Raw genomic sequence first — 16,968 nt, 5'->3', positions numbered from 1 at the left:
GCACCAGATGACCGGCAACGTCCGCCGCTTGCGCAGCTCACGCGCGGGACCAGTCGAGTTCGCCGGCCCGGGCAAAGATGGGGATCTTGGTGATGTCAGGGCGTAGCGGAGAGGCTAGCGAGGTGCCGCGAGTACGTCCCGGAGTACGTGCGCGAGCGTGACGCGGGCCAGCTCGTGTCTCAGGGTCTCCTCGATGCCCTCGTAGATGCTCCGCAGTGCCGGCTGGATGCCGTGACCCACCACGCATTCCTGGTCCGGGGTGGTGCGGTGCATCGCGAACAGCGGGCCGGGCTCCACTGCCTCGTACACGTCGAGCAGGGTCATCGACTCCAGCTCGCGTGCCAGCGACCAGCCCGCGCCCACGCCCCGCCGGGACTCCACGAGCCCGGCCCTGCGCAGCTCGCCGAGCAGCCGCCTGATCACCACGGGGTTGGTGTTCGCGCTGGTCGCGATCTGCTCGGAGGTGGCGACCTCATGGCCCTGGCGCTGGTAGAGGCCGATCCAGGCCAGCGCGTGGGCGGCGATGGTCAGCCTGCTGTTGGCGCTCATGGGCTCCTCCTCTCGGTCACAACGCTTCATGATAAGGCAGTCGTAACAGCGAAGGTTGCAACAGGCTGTCGTAACAATTAACGTTGCGACTGCCGGAAAGGATCAATCAACGAGGTGGGAAGAATGAGCAAGCCACTCACGGGCAAGGTCGCCCTGGTCACCGGGGGATCACGCGGACTGGGAGCCGCGACCGTACGGCTGCTGGCCCAGCAGGGCGCCGACGTCGCCTTCACCTACGTCAGCTCCGACAAGCAGGCCCAAGCCGTCGTCGACGAGGTGCACGGCAAGGGAGCCAAGGCCGTCGCCTTCCAGTCCGACCAGGCGGACACGAGCCGGGCGCCGGCGCTGATCGACGACGTGGTCGCGCACTTCGGCGGCCTGGACATCCTCGTCAACAACGCGGCGATCTCCGTGGAGCAGGGCCGCACGGTGGACGACCCGGACGCCGACACCGCCGCCCTGGACCGGATGCACGCCACCAACTACCTCGGCGTGATCGCCGTCATCCGGGCCGCCTCCCACGTGCTGCGCACGGGCGGCCGCATCATCACGGTGAGTTCCGGACTGGGCTCCCGCGTCGGCGTCCCGGGCGTCGCCGACTACGCGGCGACCAAGTCAGGCATCGAGAGGTACACCATGGGGGTCGCACGGGACCTCGGGCCCCGCGACATCACGGCCAACGTCGTGGAAGCCGGGCTGATGGACAGCGGCATGCAACCGCCGGACCCCGACACCCTCAAGGCCCTGCTCAGCTCGCTGTCCCTGCCACGCATGGGGCACCCCGACGAAATCGCCGCGGCGATCGCCTTCCTGGCCAGCCCCGCAGCGTCGTACGTCACGGGCGCGGTGCTGGACGCCCACGGCGGCTACAACGCCTGAACCCGAACCCCCGCCGCGCGCCCCGAGGTCTGCTTGAGCATGGGCAAGGTGTGCTCGACATCGCAGCGCCGGAGGGCGGACTGCCAGCGGTGGTCGACGCCCTCGGCGTCAGCAGCATGGGCGCCCGAGGGGGACTTTCCCGTGTTCAGGCGCCGTGTCGGCCTTGGTCGGGCTACGCCCGTGGTTACATCCTGGCCCGACCGAGACCCGCGCTTGGAGGCAACCGGAACATGAGCACGCCCCCTCCGCCCATCCCCTCACCGGTGGACCGGCATCTGCACCGCGCCGCGCTCACCACTCCCCATAACGGCGGTTACCTGGGAGTTCTGGGCGTTCTCGAGGGGAGACCGCCGAGCCTCGGCCAGCTCCGTGAGCTGGTCGCCGACACCGTGCCGCGGGTTCCCGCCTGGAACTACCGGGTGAGCGCCGACAACCGGCGGGTCTGGGAGCCCGCCGAGGGCGGGGACCCGCGCGAACAGGTCCACGCGGTGCACGTACCCGAGGGCCCCGCGGGACTGGAACGCGTTGCCCAAGCCGTCCATGACGCGCCCTTCCCCGCAGGGGCCGACAATTGGGGAGTGTGGCTGGTCACCGGCTGGGCCCGTGACCGCTACGCCATTGCCTGCCGGGTGCACCACGCCCTGCAGGACGCCGCGGGGGGCATGGCGGGCATCAGCGCCGTCATGGTTCCGGGCCTGGAGCTTCCGCTGACCGTCCCGCCGGATGCCGAGCCGCCCTTGCGTGTGGCTACGGCCGCTCGCTGGCTCGCGCGTACCCTGCCGACCCTCGTACGGCCGACCGCCCGCTGGAGCCCGGTACGCGCCGCGGCGGGCCCCACGCGCACCCTGCACTTCACCACGTGCGACACGAGCCGCCTCGAGGCGGTCGCGCGAGCGGCCGGCGCTTCCGTCAACCAGGTCTACCTCACCGTCACAGCGGGCGCCCTGCGGCACTGGACCCCGGAGGACTGGAACCACGGTGTGCGGCCGCTCCACTCTTTCGTACCCGTCGAAAGCCGCCCCCCAGGCTACGAAATGGCCACTTTGGGCAACCACTTGGTGGCCATGCGGGCCGAACTGCACTGCTCGGAACCCGACCCACGCCGAAGGCTGAAGCTGGTGCGCAGCAGCACGGACAAACGCGCCGCCCACGTGCCCCAGCAGCGAGCCGCCCTGCGACACTTGCCGCTCATCGGCGGTCTCACCACCCGCTGGCTGCTCAACCGCAGCCGGAGCGCTCTGCTGACCTCGAGTATGCATCTTGGAGGGGGGCTGAGTGTCAACGGAGATCCTGTGCGCCAGGTGGTGAGCCTGCCGCCGCTGCTCTTCGGGCAGCCGTTGACCGTGGCACTGACCACCTACGAAGGGCAGGCGACCGTCTGCTTCACCAGCGACCGCGACAGCCCCGACCCGAGCGTGCTGCCGCACCTGTGGCAGGACGCTCTGTGCGAACTCGAGAAGGCCTACGCCCTCGCGTCACCACGTACCGCACCAGCCGCGTGGGCGGCTACTCGATGATCTCGTAGGTGAACAGGTACCGGTCCAGGTCGGCGCGGACAGCCGCACGAGCGGAGTCGTCTCCCGCGCAGGCCTTGACGAGCACAGTGGGACGTCCCTCGGACACACGGACGTCGACGGACCCGCTCAGTCCGCAGCGGGCCAGAGCCTCGCTGACGACGCGTCGTACGCTGTCCGCGGCCAGCGCGGGCTTGTAGATCTTGCCGATCTCGGTGGTCGGCAGAGCGTTCAGCACATGCACGGCTCGGGGCGCGGCAGCCGGCTCGGGGGCGTGTGCCTGCGCCCAAGCCCGTAGGCCCTCCTCATCCGTACGGGCACCGTGACACAGGACGACATAGGCGACGGGCACTTCCCCGTAGGAGGGATCGGGGGCACCGACCACGGCGGCGGCGTCCACCTCGGGATGCGCCAGCAGGGACTCCTCCACCGAGCGCGGGTCGATGTTGTGGCCGCCGCGCACGATGAGGTCCTTGGCCCGGCCGGACAGGTAGACATAGCCCTCCGCGTCGACACTGCCCAGGTCACCGGTGAGGAGCCAGCCGTCGAAGATCGTGCCCTCGGGATCGGGGAAGACGCCCTCCGGGCCCTGCCGCAGGTACCCCGGGAAGACGCTGGGGCCGCTGATGGCCAGTACGCCTCTCTGTCCTGGCACGCACTCGGAGACGGGGCGCTCGTCGGCGTCGACGCGCACCGCCTTGACCTGCTGGTAAGGCAGCCGTAGCCCGGCCGAACCCGGCCTGGGAGCGAGGAAGGGAGTGGACGCGGTGGCGCACGTGGCCTCGGTGAGCCCGTACCCCTCCACCAAAGGCACACGGGCGGCGCTTTCGAAGGTGGAGCGGACCTTGCCCGGCAGGGGAGCGGCGCCGACCGCCCCCGCACGCAGGCGGGAGAGGTCGACCCCGTCAGGAATCGGCGGCAGGGTGGCGTAGACGGTGGGTACACCCGAGAAGGTGGTCACCCCATAGTGCTCGATGATGTGCCAGAAGTCGGCCATGAGGGACTTGTCGCGGTATCCCTGCGGGCCGAGCGAGACGATGGGGAGGCCGTGGAGAAAGGGGCCGAGTCCCGTGACGTGCAGGGCGTTGACGTGGAACAGCGGGAGGCCGGACAGGAGGACGGCGTCGTCGAGGTAGGCGCCCGAGCACCCCAAGGCCCATGCCATGTACACCTCCATGGCATGGGTGTGCGGGGCGACCTTGGGGACGCCGGTCGTGCCGCCGGTGTGGAAGTAGGCGGCCAGGTCCTGTCCGCCGGGGCGGCGCGAGGTGAGCAGCCGGTCGCCGGGCTGCGTACGGGCGAGCCCTGCGAAGTCCGCGTCGCCCAGGCTCGGCTCATCCGTTTCCGCGTCCGTATCGATCGCCATGAGGGCACGCACGCCGGGGACGCGGGACGCGACCCGCACCGCCTTGGCCCACACGTCCGGTGCGAGTCGGGGACCGGCGCTCAGCAGGACTTGCGTGCCGGTCAGCGTGAGGATCCCGGCCAGGTGCTCGTCGTCGAGCCTGGGGTTGACGGGGTTGGCGATGCCCACGGCCTGGGCGCCGAGAAGGGCCGCATAGGTGGCGCCGAGGTTGGGGACCATCAGCGTGACCACGCCGCCCTCGGACAGGCCGCACGCCAGATAGGCGTTGGCCGCTTGGTGCACCTGCCGCAACAGCGTCTGGTACGTCCAGCAGGGTGCTTCCCGCCACGGCATGTGCCCGCTCTCGCCCAGCAGGTGCAGCGCGGGGCGATCGGGATGGGCCACCGCCGAGCGTCGCAGCAGTTCGTACGTGCTGTCGGGCAAGTTCCGCTCGCCGAGCGGGACGGCCTCGACAGCGGGTACGTCCTCGGGAGACAGAACAAGGGGACGGTCGCCTTGGGTGTGGGGGGCCGGCTGCATTGAGTTCTCCTTGTACGCGGCCACGGCGAGCAGCCGTGGCTGTGAGGCGGGGATGTGTGGGAGGACGGCCGGGTGCGCGCTCATGGGGTCTGTTCCAGATTCGTGAGCGCCTGCAGCCACTGAGCAGGAAAGGCGCGGGCCCCTTCCGCGTCGGCTTCGTGCACAACCGCGAGCCTTGCGGTCCCCGGCAGCCGTGTCAGCCCGACGTACCACAAGACACCTTGCCCCAGGTCGGGAAGGCGGAAGGCGGCGGTCACCTCCGCGCCGAAGCAACGCAGACGTTCCGGCAACGTGACATGACTCACCACCAGGGGCGTGTGACTCAGCCCGTGGCGGACCATCCGCTCAACCAGCGGCGACAGGATCGGGGCGGTGTACAGCGGCAGGGCCGCGTCGCGGTACCTCCTGGCGGACAACCGGCGGGTGTACGCGGTGATGTCCCGTACCGCCTCCTTCGGCTGGACCGCCGTACGCAGGCGCACATGGGAGAAGACCGTGTGATTGCCGGGGTTCGTCTCCTGGCCCGGACGGCGCACGGACATGGGCATGGTCGCCGTGATGTCCGCGGGCAAGGGCCTCCGCGCGGCTGCGCTCTGCCGTCGAGCGCCCAGCGCGCCGCACACCGCGGCGAGAAAGACATCATTCACGGTGGCTCGCCACATCCCGGCGACCGCGCGCAACCGGCTCTCGGGCACGTCGGCATAGCACCAGCGCTTGGCACGACCGTGCGCCTCCGTGGCGAGGAGGCTCCACTGGCGCTGCCGGCTGCGCGCCGCCATGAGGTCACCGCCCATCATCAGCAGCCCTGCGGGGGTGGGGGTGAAAGCGGGATGGGTGTGAGGTCCCTTCGCCACGCCGTCGGCGAGCAGGTGAAGAGCGGTGTGCGCGATCCCCTCCCCGTCCAGCAAGCCGTGATGGACTCTGAAACACAGCCGGAAGGACCGCGACCGCGGAGCGTTGATGACCCAGAGATCCCACAACGGGCGGGTGGGCGACGGCAAAGGGTGCCGCATCAGCTCTTCTGTCACACCGTCCAGATCCTCCGTACCGGGCCACACATTGACGTGCTCTTCGATATCCGGTTCGGTGTGCTCCCAGCGGACGCTCCCGGCGGTGGCGAACCGCCGCAGGGCGGGCACATGGCGGTGGATGATCCGGTCCCGTACCCGGGCCCGAAACACCTCGATGTCCGGCGACGGACCCTCCACATCCAGATAGAGCCCCGTCACCCGAACTCGGTCGTGCGGAGCTCTCAGATACGCCCGGTCGACAGCCGCGATGCCGCGCGTCTTCCGCATACGTCGTTTCCTCTGGCTGGACCCGATCCGGCATCCCTCACCCGGGCTCGAGCCCACTGGTTCGGTCACGCAGTCGACAGCCGCAGCTCGCACGAGACCGGCGACCGGCTTCGACGCACGCTACGCAGGCTTGCGCCGCCGCTCCAAACGTGAGGGCAACCGGATTGACCCGGTCGAGTGGGCGTCGTGGCATGAGAGGGAAGTGCCGACCGCGCCACCCGGTGGCGCGAGACCGGGCGAGCCCGGGCCAAGAGCAAGACGCGCACGCCTGCTGGAAGGGGGCGTCATGCCGGTGTCTTCGGCGATGGCGAAGAACTCCGCGCTGAGGTGTACGGCAGGGAACTGTGCGGCTTCGTACCCGTCATCGGCCAGGACGGCGAACGCACCGCCGAACTCGCCGACGGAACCGTCCCCCTGCACCATGACCAGGACCAGCAGGTCACCGCGGACGACCTCAACGACGTGTTCTCCAGGCTCCCCCTGGAAGTCTGGACGGTCATGAGTCATGCTCCACACGGCAGCGGGCCTCGTCCGGTGACGTGGTCGAGAGGCTCAGGGTGGTCCTGCTCGCGTCCCCAGGTGTGCCGCGCCGGCTCGTCGGGCGCTGGAAGAGGTCGAGCAGCGGGCCGGTCATGACGGTGGTCACGACGGCCATCATCACCATCGCGGTGAACATCTGGCCGTCCAGGGCCCCGATGCCGACGCCGACGTTGAGGATGATGAGTTCCGTCAGGCCGCGCGCGTTCATCAGCGTGCCCAGCACAGCCGCCTCACGCCCGGTCGCCCCCGTGAGCCGTGCCGCGCCCGCGGCGCCGAGGAACTTACCGGCGCACGCCACCGCGAGCACGGCCAGCAGGATCACCACGCCCCTGCCGCCGAGTCCGCCGAGGTCGACCGCGAGGCCCGTGACGACGAAGAAGACCGGCAGGAGGAGCAGGCTGGTCTGCTCGATGCGCTCCGGTATCTCGGGGGCGCTCGCGTCGACCTCGGCCCGGGGCACGACGGCCCCGAAGGCGAAGGCCCCGAACACCGCGTGCAGTCCGATGACCTCGGTCGCCCAGGCGCTCAGGAGCAGCCCTACGACGAGCACGGCGTGGGTGACCAGGGCGCCGGACCACGGCCGTGCCGGGGCCAGCACCCATTTCAGCGCGGGCCGGACGAGCCAGACCAGGCCGGCGAGCAGCGCGGCCGAGGCGAGCGCCATCCGGGCCAGCGGCCAGGGGTCGGAGCTGTCCGCGAGCGCGACGACCAGCGCGAGGATGATCCAGGCGAGGACGTCCTGGACGGCCGCGCATGCGACGGCGACGGCCCCCATGGGGTCCTTCTGGAGGCCGCGTTCGCTGATGATGCGGGCGAGGACCGGGAACGCGGTGATGGACATCGCCGCCCCGAGGAACAGCGCCGGCACCAGCAGGCCGTCCGTCTTCATGTCCGACCGCTCGAACCAGGGGGCCAGGGCCACGGCGAGCCCGGCCCCCAGGGCGAACGGCAGGGCGACGGAGCTGAGCGACACGGCCGTGATGCGGCGGCCGTGTCGCCGCAGGTGCGCGGTGTGGAACTGATGGCCGACGCCGAACATGAAGAGGACGAGCCCGAGCTGGGACAGGGCTTGGAGGACGGGCCTGATGTCCGCGGGGAACAGCGTCCCGACCGGATCGCCCGGCAGCAGGCCCAGCACGCTGGGCCCCAGGGCGATGCCGGCGACGATCTCACCGACCACCGCGGGCTGCCGTGCGGCCTTGGCGAGCCTGGCGAAGAGGAAGGCGGCGGCGAGCACGAGGGCCAGCGCGCCCAGCAGGCTCGCCGTGGTCGCGGAGGAGGACCCGGCCGCGACGACGTGTGTACTCACTGTCCGGCTCTCCGTTCGCGGTCCGGCGGAACGCTACTGCCCGTGGTGCAGCCTGCGCAGGTACTCATAGGTCGACGGCAGCGTGTCGACGAGTTCGGCCTGGCGGCGTTTGATGTCGGCGAAGACGGCGCCCGACGCCTCCACGGCCTCCCGCCGCAGGGACAGGGACGGCAGCGGGTGGTCCGGGAGCATGCCGAGCCCCGTGAAGATGCAGTAGTAGCTGGAGTTGTTCCAGAAGTTGCGGAACTCCGCCTCGAAGTTGCCGTAGTAGTTGTTCTCGTCGACGACCGGCGTCTCCACGGAGAGGCCCGCCTTGTACATCTTCACCTTCTCGACGAAGTCGTCGGAGAATTCGAGCTCCTTGCAGGCCCGCCAGAACGGTGTGTCGTTGCGGGGGGCGAAGCCGAAGTGCCCTTGGATGAAGTCCCGGGTGTCGTCGAACATCTTCTCCACTTCGGTGTTGAACCGCTTCACCAGGATCGGCTCGAAGTTCTTGTCCGGGAAGTGCTTCACCAGCTGGTAGAGGGAGGCGTAGATGAAGTAGATGCCGGTGGACTCCAGTGGTTCGACGAAGCAGGAGGAGAGGCCGATGCCGACGCAGTTGCGCACCCAGGCCCGCCGGTTTCGGCCCACCCGGAAGGTGATCTGGTTGAGCGGCTGCGTCTCCGGGTCGAGGTTCCACATGCGGCAGAATTCCGCCGTCGCCGCATCCCGGGACTGGAAGCGGCTGGAGTAGACGTAGCCGGTGCCGAACCTGCCGAGCATGGGAATCTTCCAGGTCCAGCCGGAGGACATCGCGATGGCGGAGGTGTAGGGCTCGATCCCGTTCTTCTCGTCGTCGTTCGGGACCGCGGTGGCGACCGCGCTGTCGTTGAGCAGGTAGTCGCTCATGTCCAGGAACGGCTCGCGCATCACCTGGTTCATCAGCAGGCTGCGGAAACCGGAACAGTCCACGAAGAGGTCGGCCTCCAGGCGGCTGCCGGTCTCGGTGTTGATGGCCGTGACGAACCCGCGGTGGTCCATCTCGGCGTGCGTGTAGCGGTCCTTGACGTGCGCCACGCCCAGCTTCCCCGTGGCGAAGCGGCGCAGGTAGTCGGCGACCAGGTTCGCGTCGAAGTGCCAGGCGTAGCTCGTCCACCTGGTGCCGTCGAGGTGGCGCGGCGCGAGGTTGCGGTCGAGGACCGGGGGCTGTACGTAGCAGGCGCGGTCGAAGGTCTCGTCGGTCGCGCCGGACGCCCGGCGGTGCGTCCAGTAGTGCGAGAGCGGCAGGTTCTCGTGGTCGGGGAGCAGCCCGAAGAGGTGGTCGAAGTGGTCCGCGCGGCCGTCGGCCGCGGGCCGCGCCGCGCTCTCGCCCGCGCCGGGCGTGCGCCAGTTGATGAACCTGATCCCTGTTTTGAAACTGGCGTTGCACTCGCGCATCCACTCCTCCTCGGCGAGGCCGAGGAAGTCGAAGAAGACTTTGTGCAGGTTCGGGATGGTCGCCTCGCCCACTCCGATTCTCGGGATCGCGGGCGCTTCCAGGAGCGTGATGTTCACCTGCGGGCCGAGAGCCTTGCCGAGATAGCACGCCGACATCCATCCCGCGGTACCACCGCCCAGAATGACGATGTTCCGTATGCGGTTGTCGTCCATGGGGCACTCCTTGTCCTGGTCGTGGTGCGAGAGAAATCGCTGGAATCCGAAGGTTTCGGAGCCGGGCGGCCAGTGATACGTTCGCTGTGCTCCAATGCCCGGGGCATTGCGCCGCGGTGGTCCGTTCGGGCCACCGCTCGGCCCTTTCGCGATGCTCCGTTCCCGTCAGTCGAAATCCTCCCGCGTCACGTCCGTTGATGATTCCTTCATGGGTGTGGCATGCGACCGTTGGCTCGATGCCGGCAGAAAGAGGGCAGGAATGACAGAGTCGATCGAACACAGGGACAGGGCGGCGACAAGGGGTGAGGGATTCCGCGCGATGATGCGTGGTTTCCCGACGGGAGTGGCCGTGGTCACCGCGCTCGATCTCGACGGCCGTCCGTGGGGGATGACCTGCTCGTCGTTATGCAGTGTCACGCTCGATCCGCCGACCCTGCTGGTGTGCCTGCGCGAGAAGAGCCCGACGCTGGCGGCCATGGTCGACCGGGGGGAATTCGCGGTGAATCTGCTGCACGCCGAGGCGCAGACGACGGCCGAACTGTTCGCTTCGGGCGCCCGGGACCGGTTCGACCGCGTGCCCTGGCACCTCGACGGCGACTGCGCCGGTCCACACCTGCGGCAGGACGCGCACGCGGTCGCCGACTGCTGGACCCGTACGCCACAGGCCGTCGGTGATCACGTCATCGTCTTCGGTGAGGTCTACGGGGTGACCAACGGCTCGCGCTGCCGGCCGCTGCTGTACGGGCTGCGCCGCTACAGCGTCTGGCCGCACTCCTGAGGCGGGTCCTGGACTCCCGTACCGCATCGCTCACCTCTCCCCCGCCCCTGTCGAGGCGCCTTCGGCGGGCGTGGGCACGGCCTCGATGACGTGGTAGTCGGGCAGCCCGTCGGCGGCCGGTACGGCGGTGGCCGTGACGAGCGTGCATCCCGCCGCTTCCAGGAGTGCCTGGTACTCCTCCGCCGTGCGTTCGCGACCGCCCGTGTAGACGAGGTTGTTGAGGTCGGTGAGGCCGAAGCTCGCGGAGTCGGCGGAGGTGAGCAGCGGCGGCATCACGGTCTCGAACAGGAGCAGTCGGGCGGTGGGGGGCATGGCCGCCCGGCACCGGGCGAGCAGGGCGACCGCCGCGTCGTCGCCGACGTCCCGGACCAGGTGGTTGAGCAGGTAGGCGTCGGCGTCCGTACGGATGCGGGCCGTGACGTCGCCCTCGACGACGTCGCAGCGCTTGCCGACCCCCGCCGCGTCGAGGGTGGCTCTGACGCCGTCGAGCGCGGCGGGCAGGTCGTACAGGACGCCGTGTGCCTCGGGGGCGGACGACAGGACCGCGGCCATGAGGGCGCCGTCGTCGCCGCCGAAGTCGACGACCGTACGGAAGCGGGAGAAGTCGTAGACCTCGGCGAGGCCGGGGGTGAACTCCTGGGAGCCGCGCGCCTTGGCCGCGCGGTACAGCGCCGCCGTCCGCGGGTCGCGCAGCGCCGACTCGTGGGCCGTGAGCCGGGTGCTGGCGTGCCGCCAGGGCTCGCCGGTGCGGACGACGTGGGTGAGCGCGCCCCACGCCTGCCACAGCTCCGGTGTGACGGACAGCAGGACGTCGTCGCGGAGCGAGTCCGGCGTCCCGGTGCGCAGTTGGCCGCCGAGCGGGGTGAGGGCGAACCGGTCGGCGTCGAGCTGCTCCACGAGGCCGAGGCCGACCAGGGCGCGCAGCAGGCGGCGCAGGGCGGCCGGGTCGGTCCCGGTGCGCTCGGCCAGCTCGGTGTATCCGCGCGGGGTGTCCGCGAGGGCGTCGGCGAGGCCCAGTTCCGCCGTCGCGTGGACGATCTGCGAGGACACGTAGCCCGACAGCATGGCGGGAAGGGGGGACTCCATCGTGGTGGCTCCCTCGTCAGACGGTGTGGAGGGGAAGCTTGTCGACCCCGATCATGTCGGGCGTGTCGAAGAAGCTGGGTGGCGTGTCCGGGTCGGTGCGCAGCACGGGGAAGCGGTCGAGGAGCGCGTTCAGCGCGATGCGTCCTTCGAGGCGGGCCAGTCCGGCGCCGATGCAGAAGTGGATGCCGCCGCCGAACCCGAAGTGCGGGTTGGGGTCCCTGGTGGGGTCGAAGAGGTCGGGGTCCTGGAACTCCAGGGGGTCGCGGTTGCCCGCGCCCAGCCACAGGAACATCAACTGGTCCTTCGGGATGCGCACGCCGCAGACCTCGGCCTCGGTCTCGGTGGCGCGGGTGAGCACGGTCGCGGGCGGCAGCAGCCGCAGCGCGTCCTCGATGGCGCCGGGGACCAAGGACCGTTCCGCGCGGACGCGCCGCCCCTGCTCGGGATGGGCGTCCAGGCACAGCACGGTGTTGCCGAGCACCATCGAGGTGGTGATGTGCCCGGTGATCAGCATGATGTTGGCGATGTTGACCGCCTCGTTGTCGGTGAGGCGTTCGCCGTCGATCTCGGCGGTGGCGAGGACGGTCATCAGGTCCTCGCGGGGTCGGCGGCGGCGCTCGGCGATGTGCCCGCGCAGGTACGCGAGGAGTGGTTGCAGCTGCTGCGTGCCCTCGCGGATGTCCTCGGGCCCCTGCTCGGTGTCCAGGGAGGTGAAGCCGCTGAAGCTCTCGATGACGTTGTCCGCCCAGCCCTTGAACAGGGCGCGGTCGCTCGCCGGGACCCCGAGGAGTTCAGCGACGACGATGACCGGCAGCGGGTAGGCCAGGTCGGCGACGAGGTCGATGTCGGGCTTGCCCGTGACGGCGTCGAGCAGCTCGTCGGTGATCGCGGCGATCCGCGGCTCCATCGCGGCGATGCGGCTGGGCGCGAAGGCGGGGGTGAGCAGCTTGCGGTACTTGCGGTGGTCCGGCGGGTCCATCTGGGAGAGGTCGCCCTCCATGAGGGAGGCGTCCACACTGACGGGCAGCAGGCGGGCCGTGCCGGAGGAGAAGGTCCGGTAGTCGCTGAGCATCTCCCGGCACGCGGCGTGCCCGTAGACGTTCCACAGGTTCTGGGTCTCGTCGAACTGGATGGCCGGGCCGGCTCGTTCGCCGCGCAGCCAGCGGTGCTCGGGGTGGATGTTCCACCGGTCGACGACCGTGGTCATGGTGGGTTCTCCCTGCGCTGGGTGGGTCAGTTGACCAGGACGGGCAGGCTGTCCATGCCTCCGGCGTCGGCGATCTGGATGAACGAGGGGGGACGGTCCGGGTCGGTGCGCAGGGCCGGGCACCGGTCCAGGAGCACGTTCACCGCGGTCCTGGCGACCATGCGTCCCAGTCGCCTGCCCACGCAGAAGTGGACGCCGCGGCCGAAGCCCAGATGGGGGTTGGGGGTGCGCGCCGGGTCGAAGATGTGCGGGTCGGCGAAGACGCGCTCGTCGCGGTTGGCGGCGCCCGTCCACACCATGACGATCTGGTCCTTGGGGATGCGGGTCCCGGCCACCACGGCGTCGGCGTTGGTGGCCTTGCCGACCGCCGAGATGGGCGAGATGTACCGCAGCGACTCCTCGACCGTGGTGGGCACGAGGGAGCGGTCCGCGCGGACCCGGGCCGCCTGGTCGGGGAAGGCGTCCAGGATCAGCATGGTGTTGCTGAGGAGCATCGACGTGCTGTGGTGGCCGTTGATCACCAGGCGGTTGGCGATGTTGAACACCTCGATCTCGCTCAGCTTCTCGCCCTCGACCTGCGCGTGCACGAGGTGGCTGAGCAGGTCCTCGCTCGGCTCGCGCCGCCGCACCTCGGCGAGGCCGGTCCAGTACTCGCGCATCTCGCGGAGCAGGTCGAAGGCGCGCTGGAGCGCGTGCACGTCCTCCTGCGCGGCCTCGGGCGACTCGAAGTCCCCGGAGTCGTCGACCATCTTCTGGGACCAGTGGTGGATCCGGGCGCGGTCCTCGCGCGGCACTCCGAGGAGTTCGCAGATCACGGTCAGCGGCAGCGGTGTCGCCAGGTCGGCCACCAGGTCGAAGCCGTCCTTGCCCGCCTGGTCGTCCAGCATCTCGTGGACGAGGGCCTCGACGCGGGTCTCCAGGTCGGCCACCAGCTTCGGCGTGAAGGCGAACTCGACCAGGCCGCGCACCGTGCGGTGCTCGGGCGGGTCCATCTGGGAGAAGTCGCCCGCGCAGATGTCCTCGGGCAGCTCGCCCGCGTCGAGGCGTCCGCAGTTGTTCGAGAATACCGAGGGCTGGGTGAGGATTTCGACGGCCTCCGGATAGCCGTAGACGTTCCACATTTTCAGGGACTCGTCGTAGTCCACGATCTTTCCCGGGTGCCGGCCATGCAGCCATAAATGCTTCGGGTGGACGTCCCATTCGTCAACGTGCATTTCCGAACACGTCCTTCCGGGGAGTCTCTGAAAATGCAGGCCAGCCCATCGTTCAAGATGGGCTTCCGACTGTCAAGGAATCGCTTCAACTCTCGTCGGCGCAGCGCTCTCGGACCAGCTTGATGAATCGGCTCGCGGTCGAGTTGACGTAGAAGTCGCGGGGGGGCGACCCGGGGAAGTCCCCTTTCCCGCATGGCGGTGATGACGCGCAGGATCAGCAGCGAGTTGCCGCCGAGTTCGAAGAAGTTGTCGTCGGCGGTCGCTTCGGTGTCCAGGCAGTGGCTCCAGATGGCGAGGACCCGCCCCGCCACGTCGTCGGGGCCGGGGCCGGGGTCCGGGTCCCGTACCGCGCCGGAGCGCTGTCCGGTGCGGGCGGGGGACGCCGGGAGCCGGGTCAGGTCCGGCTTGCCGTTCGTGGTGAGCGGGATCGAGGGGACCGCGGTGAGGGTCGCCGGGGTCATGTAGTCCGGCAGGACCCGGCGGGCGTCGGCGAGGATCTGCCGGGGGTCGCACGGCTCGGCGAGCACCACGTAGCCGTCGATCCGGCTGCTCGCGCGGTCGGCCGCGGAGGCCTGGGTGACCGTGACGACGGCCGCGCCCACCCGGGGGTCGGCCGCCAGGACGGACCGGATCTCGCCCAGTTCGATGCGGTGACCGCGGATCTTGACCTGGTCGTCGAGGCGGCCCAGGTGGTCGAGCCGGCCGTCGGGGCGCAGCCTGCCCTTGTCGCCGCTGCGATAGAGCCGTTCCCCCGAGACGTCGTCCACGGCGAAGCGCTGCCGCGTCAGCTCGGGGTCGCCCAGATAGCCGTGGGCGACGCCCGCGCCGCCGACGTGGATCTCCCCCGCCGCTCCCGGGGGGAGCACCCGGCCGCGGGGGTCGCGTACGGAGACGGACCAGCCCGGCAGGGGGCGGCCGACCGTACGGGATTCTCCGGCCACGTCGGCCGGAGTGACGGAATGCGCGGTGACGTGGACGGTGGTCTCCGTGATTCCGAACATGTTCACCACGTGGCAGCGCGCGGGGGAATAGCGGGCGAACCAGGGGGCGAGCAGCTTTACGTCGAGCGGCTCGCCGCCGAATATCAGAAGCCGTACGAGAAGGTCGTCCTGCGCCCCGCGGTCCGCCTGGGCGAGTGCGGAGAAAGCCGAGGGAGTCTGATTGAGCACAGTGACACGTTGCGCAAGGAGCAGCGCGCGGAATGCGTCGGCGTCCCGTGCCGTCCAATACGGTACGACGACGAGCCGCCCGCCGGTCAGCAGACAGCCCCAGATCTCCCAGACCGAGAAGTCGAACGCGGCGGAATGGAAAAGCGTCCAGACGTCTTCGGGGCCGAAGGAGAATTCCGGGGCGGTGGCGGAGAGGAGGGAGAGGACATTGTGGTGGGGGACGACCACTCCCTTGGGGCGGCCCGTCGATCCGGAGGTGTGGATGACGTACGCGGGGTCGCCGGCGGAGCGGGGCGGCGGCGCCCGGTGACCGCGGTCCGTGGCCGTGGCCGGCGTCGTGGCTGGAGGCGTGGCCGAGGTCGCGGCTGGAGACGTGGCCGGAGTCGCGGCTGGGGGCGTGGCCGCAGCCGTGGCCAGGTCGTCGAGCCCGACCGTGCGCACGCCGGCGCTCGCCGGGAACGAGGCGTGGTCGGTGATGACCACGGGGACCTGGGCGTTCTCGGCGATGTACCGCAGCCGCTCCGGCGGGTGGCCGCGATCCATGGGCACGTAGGCGTGTCCCGCCTTGAGGACGCCGAGCAGGGCGACCACGAGGGGCGCGTCGCGGTCCAGGCAGACGCCGACCCTGCCTGCCGGGGGCAGGTCCAGGGCGCGCAGGCCCGCGGCGACGGTGTCGGCGCGCTCGTCGAGTTGGCGGTAGGTCAGCTCTGTGCCGTCGGCCGTGACGGCCACCGCGTCCGGCCGTGCCCGTGCCACCCCCTCGAAGCGCTGCTCGATCCGCACGTCACCGGCCCCCGGGCGCGGGCGGCCGGCACCGCCGAGCCGCAGGACGTGGGCGGTCTGGTCCGCGTCCAGGAGGGGAAGCGCCGACAGCGGCACGGCTCCCCGGCCTTCGGCCTCCCCCGCGCCCTCTGCGAGGCATCCGGCCAACCGCTCGACGCAGGCGCAGAACGTGGCCGCGACGGAGGGACAGAGCGCCCCTTCGTCGAACCAGCAGGACGCCTCCACCGAGCCGTCGGCCCGCTCCACGACCTGGAGGGTGCAGGGGAAGGGAGGCGTCTGGAACGGCAGGTGGGTCCGGTCGTCCCGCCCCGGGGAGAACACGAGGCCCACGCCGGGCCGTTCGGTCCGTACCGTCGTGTCGGGGGCGGCGCCGAGCGCGGCGTCGAGCGCGGCGTCGACCTGGGTGAGGTAGTCGGCCAGGCTCCGGTCCTCGTCGATCCCGTCCACGGTGACGGCCGCGTCGAGGCCCGGGTCGAGGCCCGCGTCGAGCCGGCCCACCTCGGCCGTCGTGGCGCCGGAGTAGCGGGCCAGGGCGAGCGCCACGGCGCCGATGACCAGCCGTCTGCCGCCTCCTCCGGCGGGCACGGGCAGGGCCACCGGGCGCACCTGGACGGTACCGGCGCGTCCAGGGTCGGGCAGCCCCCAGGGGAGGCCGGCGCACCGCGGCGGCGGGGGCTCCGCCCTGTCCGGCAGTGCCGGGGGCGGGCCGGGGGCCGAGCCGGTGACCAGGAGGTCGGCGACCTGGTCGAGGACGGCGTGGGGGACCCGGGAGCGCCGGGCCGCGAGCACGAGGGCGGCGCTGTCGTCGGCGTACCGCAGCAGGACCGCGCGCAGGGGCGGTGCGGCCTCACCCACGGGACGGAGCGCTTCGCGGCGCGTCCGCTCGCGGGCACACGGTGCCTCGGGCCGCGCCGGAACGGCGGTCTCCCACAGCCGCGAGCCGTGCAGCGCGGGCCAGTGCCGCAGGGCCGCGTCCCATCACTGGTGGACCTGCGCCGGCCGGACCGCACGGGGCAGCCGTACGATCAACGCGTGACAGGCGCGGCCCTGTTCGGGCCGGGCGTGCCGGAAGGGCGGCAGGCCGTGGAGTGCGGCCGGAGGCCTCGCTCCCCCGGCCGCGCGCGG

General features: G+C 70.8%; 13 protein-coding genes. 3 read left to right on the top strand and 10 right to left on the bottom strand.

All coding sequences use genetic code 11. The features are described from left to right. Positions 1-114: 114 nt before the first annotated feature. Positions 115-549, bottom strand: a complete 435-nt coding sequence (locus QK440_RS20735) for an Rrf2 family transcriptional regulator (RefSeq protein WP_282794660.1) — start codon at positions 547-549, stop codon at positions 115-117. Positions 550-672: 123 nt separating this feature from the next. Between QK440_RS20735 and QK440_RS20730 the strand changes: the two genes are divergently transcribed. Next, on the top strand, positions 673-1,428 hold the full coding sequence (locus tag QK440_RS20730; protein ID WP_282794659.1) for an SDR family oxidoreductase: 756 nt from the start codon (positions 673-675) through the stop codon (positions 1,426-1,428). Positions 1,429-1,658: 230 nt separating this feature from the next. Next, entirely contained in the window at positions 1,659-2,945 is a 1,287-nt protein-coding gene (locus QK440_RS20725) for a wax ester/triacylglycerol synthase domain-containing protein (RefSeq protein ID WP_282794658.1), read from the top strand. Here the strand turns inward: QK440_RS20725 and QK440_RS20720 are convergent. The 5 genes from QK440_RS20720 to QK440_RS20700 all read right to left on the bottom strand — a co-directional run bounded on the left by QK440_RS20720 (position 2,935) and on the right by QK440_RS20700 (position 9,606). Next, the gene (locus QK440_RS20720; RefSeq protein ID WP_282794657.1) at positions 2,935-4,827 is read right to left on the bottom strand and encodes an acyl-CoA synthetase; all 1,893 of its coding nucleotides are present in this window, start codon (positions 4,825-4,827) and stop codon (positions 2,935-2,937) included. The genes QK440_RS20725 and QK440_RS20720 overlap by 11 nt on opposite strands. Positions 4,828-4,907: 80 nt before the next feature. Then, entirely contained in the window at positions 4,908-6,125 is a 1,218-nt protein-coding gene (locus QK440_RS20715; protein WP_282794656.1) for a wax ester/triacylglycerol synthase domain-containing protein, read from the bottom strand. 120 nt (positions 6,126-6,245) lie between these two features. Next, positions 6,246-6,632 (bottom strand): hypothetical protein, encoded by a 387-nt coding sequence (locus QK440_RS20710; RefSeq protein ID WP_282794655.1) that lies wholly within the window; start codon positions 6,630-6,632, stop codon positions 6,246-6,248. After that, positions 6,622-7,974, bottom strand: coding sequence for a cation:proton antiporter (locus QK440_RS20705; RefSeq protein WP_282794654.1), 1,353 nt, complete (start codon positions 7,972-7,974; stop codon positions 6,622-6,624). The genes QK440_RS20710 and QK440_RS20705 overlap by 11 nt, the downstream gene beginning before the upstream one ends. Before the next feature lie 33 nt (positions 7,975-8,007). Further along, positions 8,008-9,606: a tryptophan halogenase family protein gene (locus QK440_RS20700; RefSeq protein ID WP_282794653.1), complete on the bottom strand. Its 1,599-nt coding sequence runs from the start codon at positions 9,604-9,606 to the stop codon at positions 8,008-8,010. 319 nt (positions 9,607-9,925) lie between these two features. Between QK440_RS20700 and QK440_RS20695 the strand changes: the two genes are divergently transcribed. Then, positions 9,926-10,384 (top strand): flavin reductase family protein, encoded by a 459-nt coding sequence (locus tag QK440_RS20695; protein WP_349239304.1) that lies wholly within the window; start codon positions 9,926-9,928, stop codon positions 10,382-10,384. A gap of 30 nt (positions 10,385-10,414) precedes the next feature. On the opposite strand, the gene QK440_RS20690 is transcribed toward QK440_RS20695, so the two are convergent. The 4 genes from QK440_RS20690 to QK440_RS20675 are packed head-to-tail and all read right to left on the bottom strand — an operon-like array spanning position 10,415 to position 16,698. Then, positions 10,415-11,470 carry a methyltransferase gene (locus tag QK440_RS20690; RefSeq protein ID WP_282794651.1) on the bottom strand — a complete coding sequence of 352 codons (1,056 nt, stop codon included), beginning with the start codon at positions 11,468-11,470 and terminating at the stop codon, positions 10,415-10,417. A 16-nt stretch (positions 11,471-11,486) separates the two neighbouring features. Further along, complete coding sequence (locus QK440_RS20685; protein ID WP_282794650.1) at positions 11,487-12,677, bottom strand: cytochrome P450; 1,191 nt, start codon at positions 12,675-12,677, stop codon at positions 11,487-11,489. 26 nt (positions 12,678-12,703) lie between these two features. Beyond that, the gene (locus QK440_RS20680; protein ID WP_282794649.1) at positions 12,704-13,822 is read right to left on the bottom strand and encodes a cytochrome P450; all 1,119 of its coding nucleotides are present in this window, start codon (positions 13,820-13,822) and stop codon (positions 12,704-12,706) included. Next, positions 13,801-16,698 (bottom strand): non-ribosomal peptide synthetase, encoded by a 2,898-nt coding sequence (locus tag QK440_RS20675; RefSeq protein ID WP_282794648.1) that lies wholly within the window; start codon positions 16,696-16,698, stop codon positions 13,801-13,803. Before QK440_RS20675 ends, QK440_RS20680 begins: the two co-directional genes overlap by 22 nt. Positions 16,699-16,968 lie beyond the last annotated feature (270 nt).

The organism is Streptomyces sp. CC224B (assembly GCF_030010595.1).
GTDB lineage: Bacteria > Actinomycetota > Actinomycetes > Streptomycetales > Streptomycetaceae > Streptomyces > Streptomyces longispororuber.
This window is presented reverse-complemented; position numbering and strand designations above follow the sequence as displayed.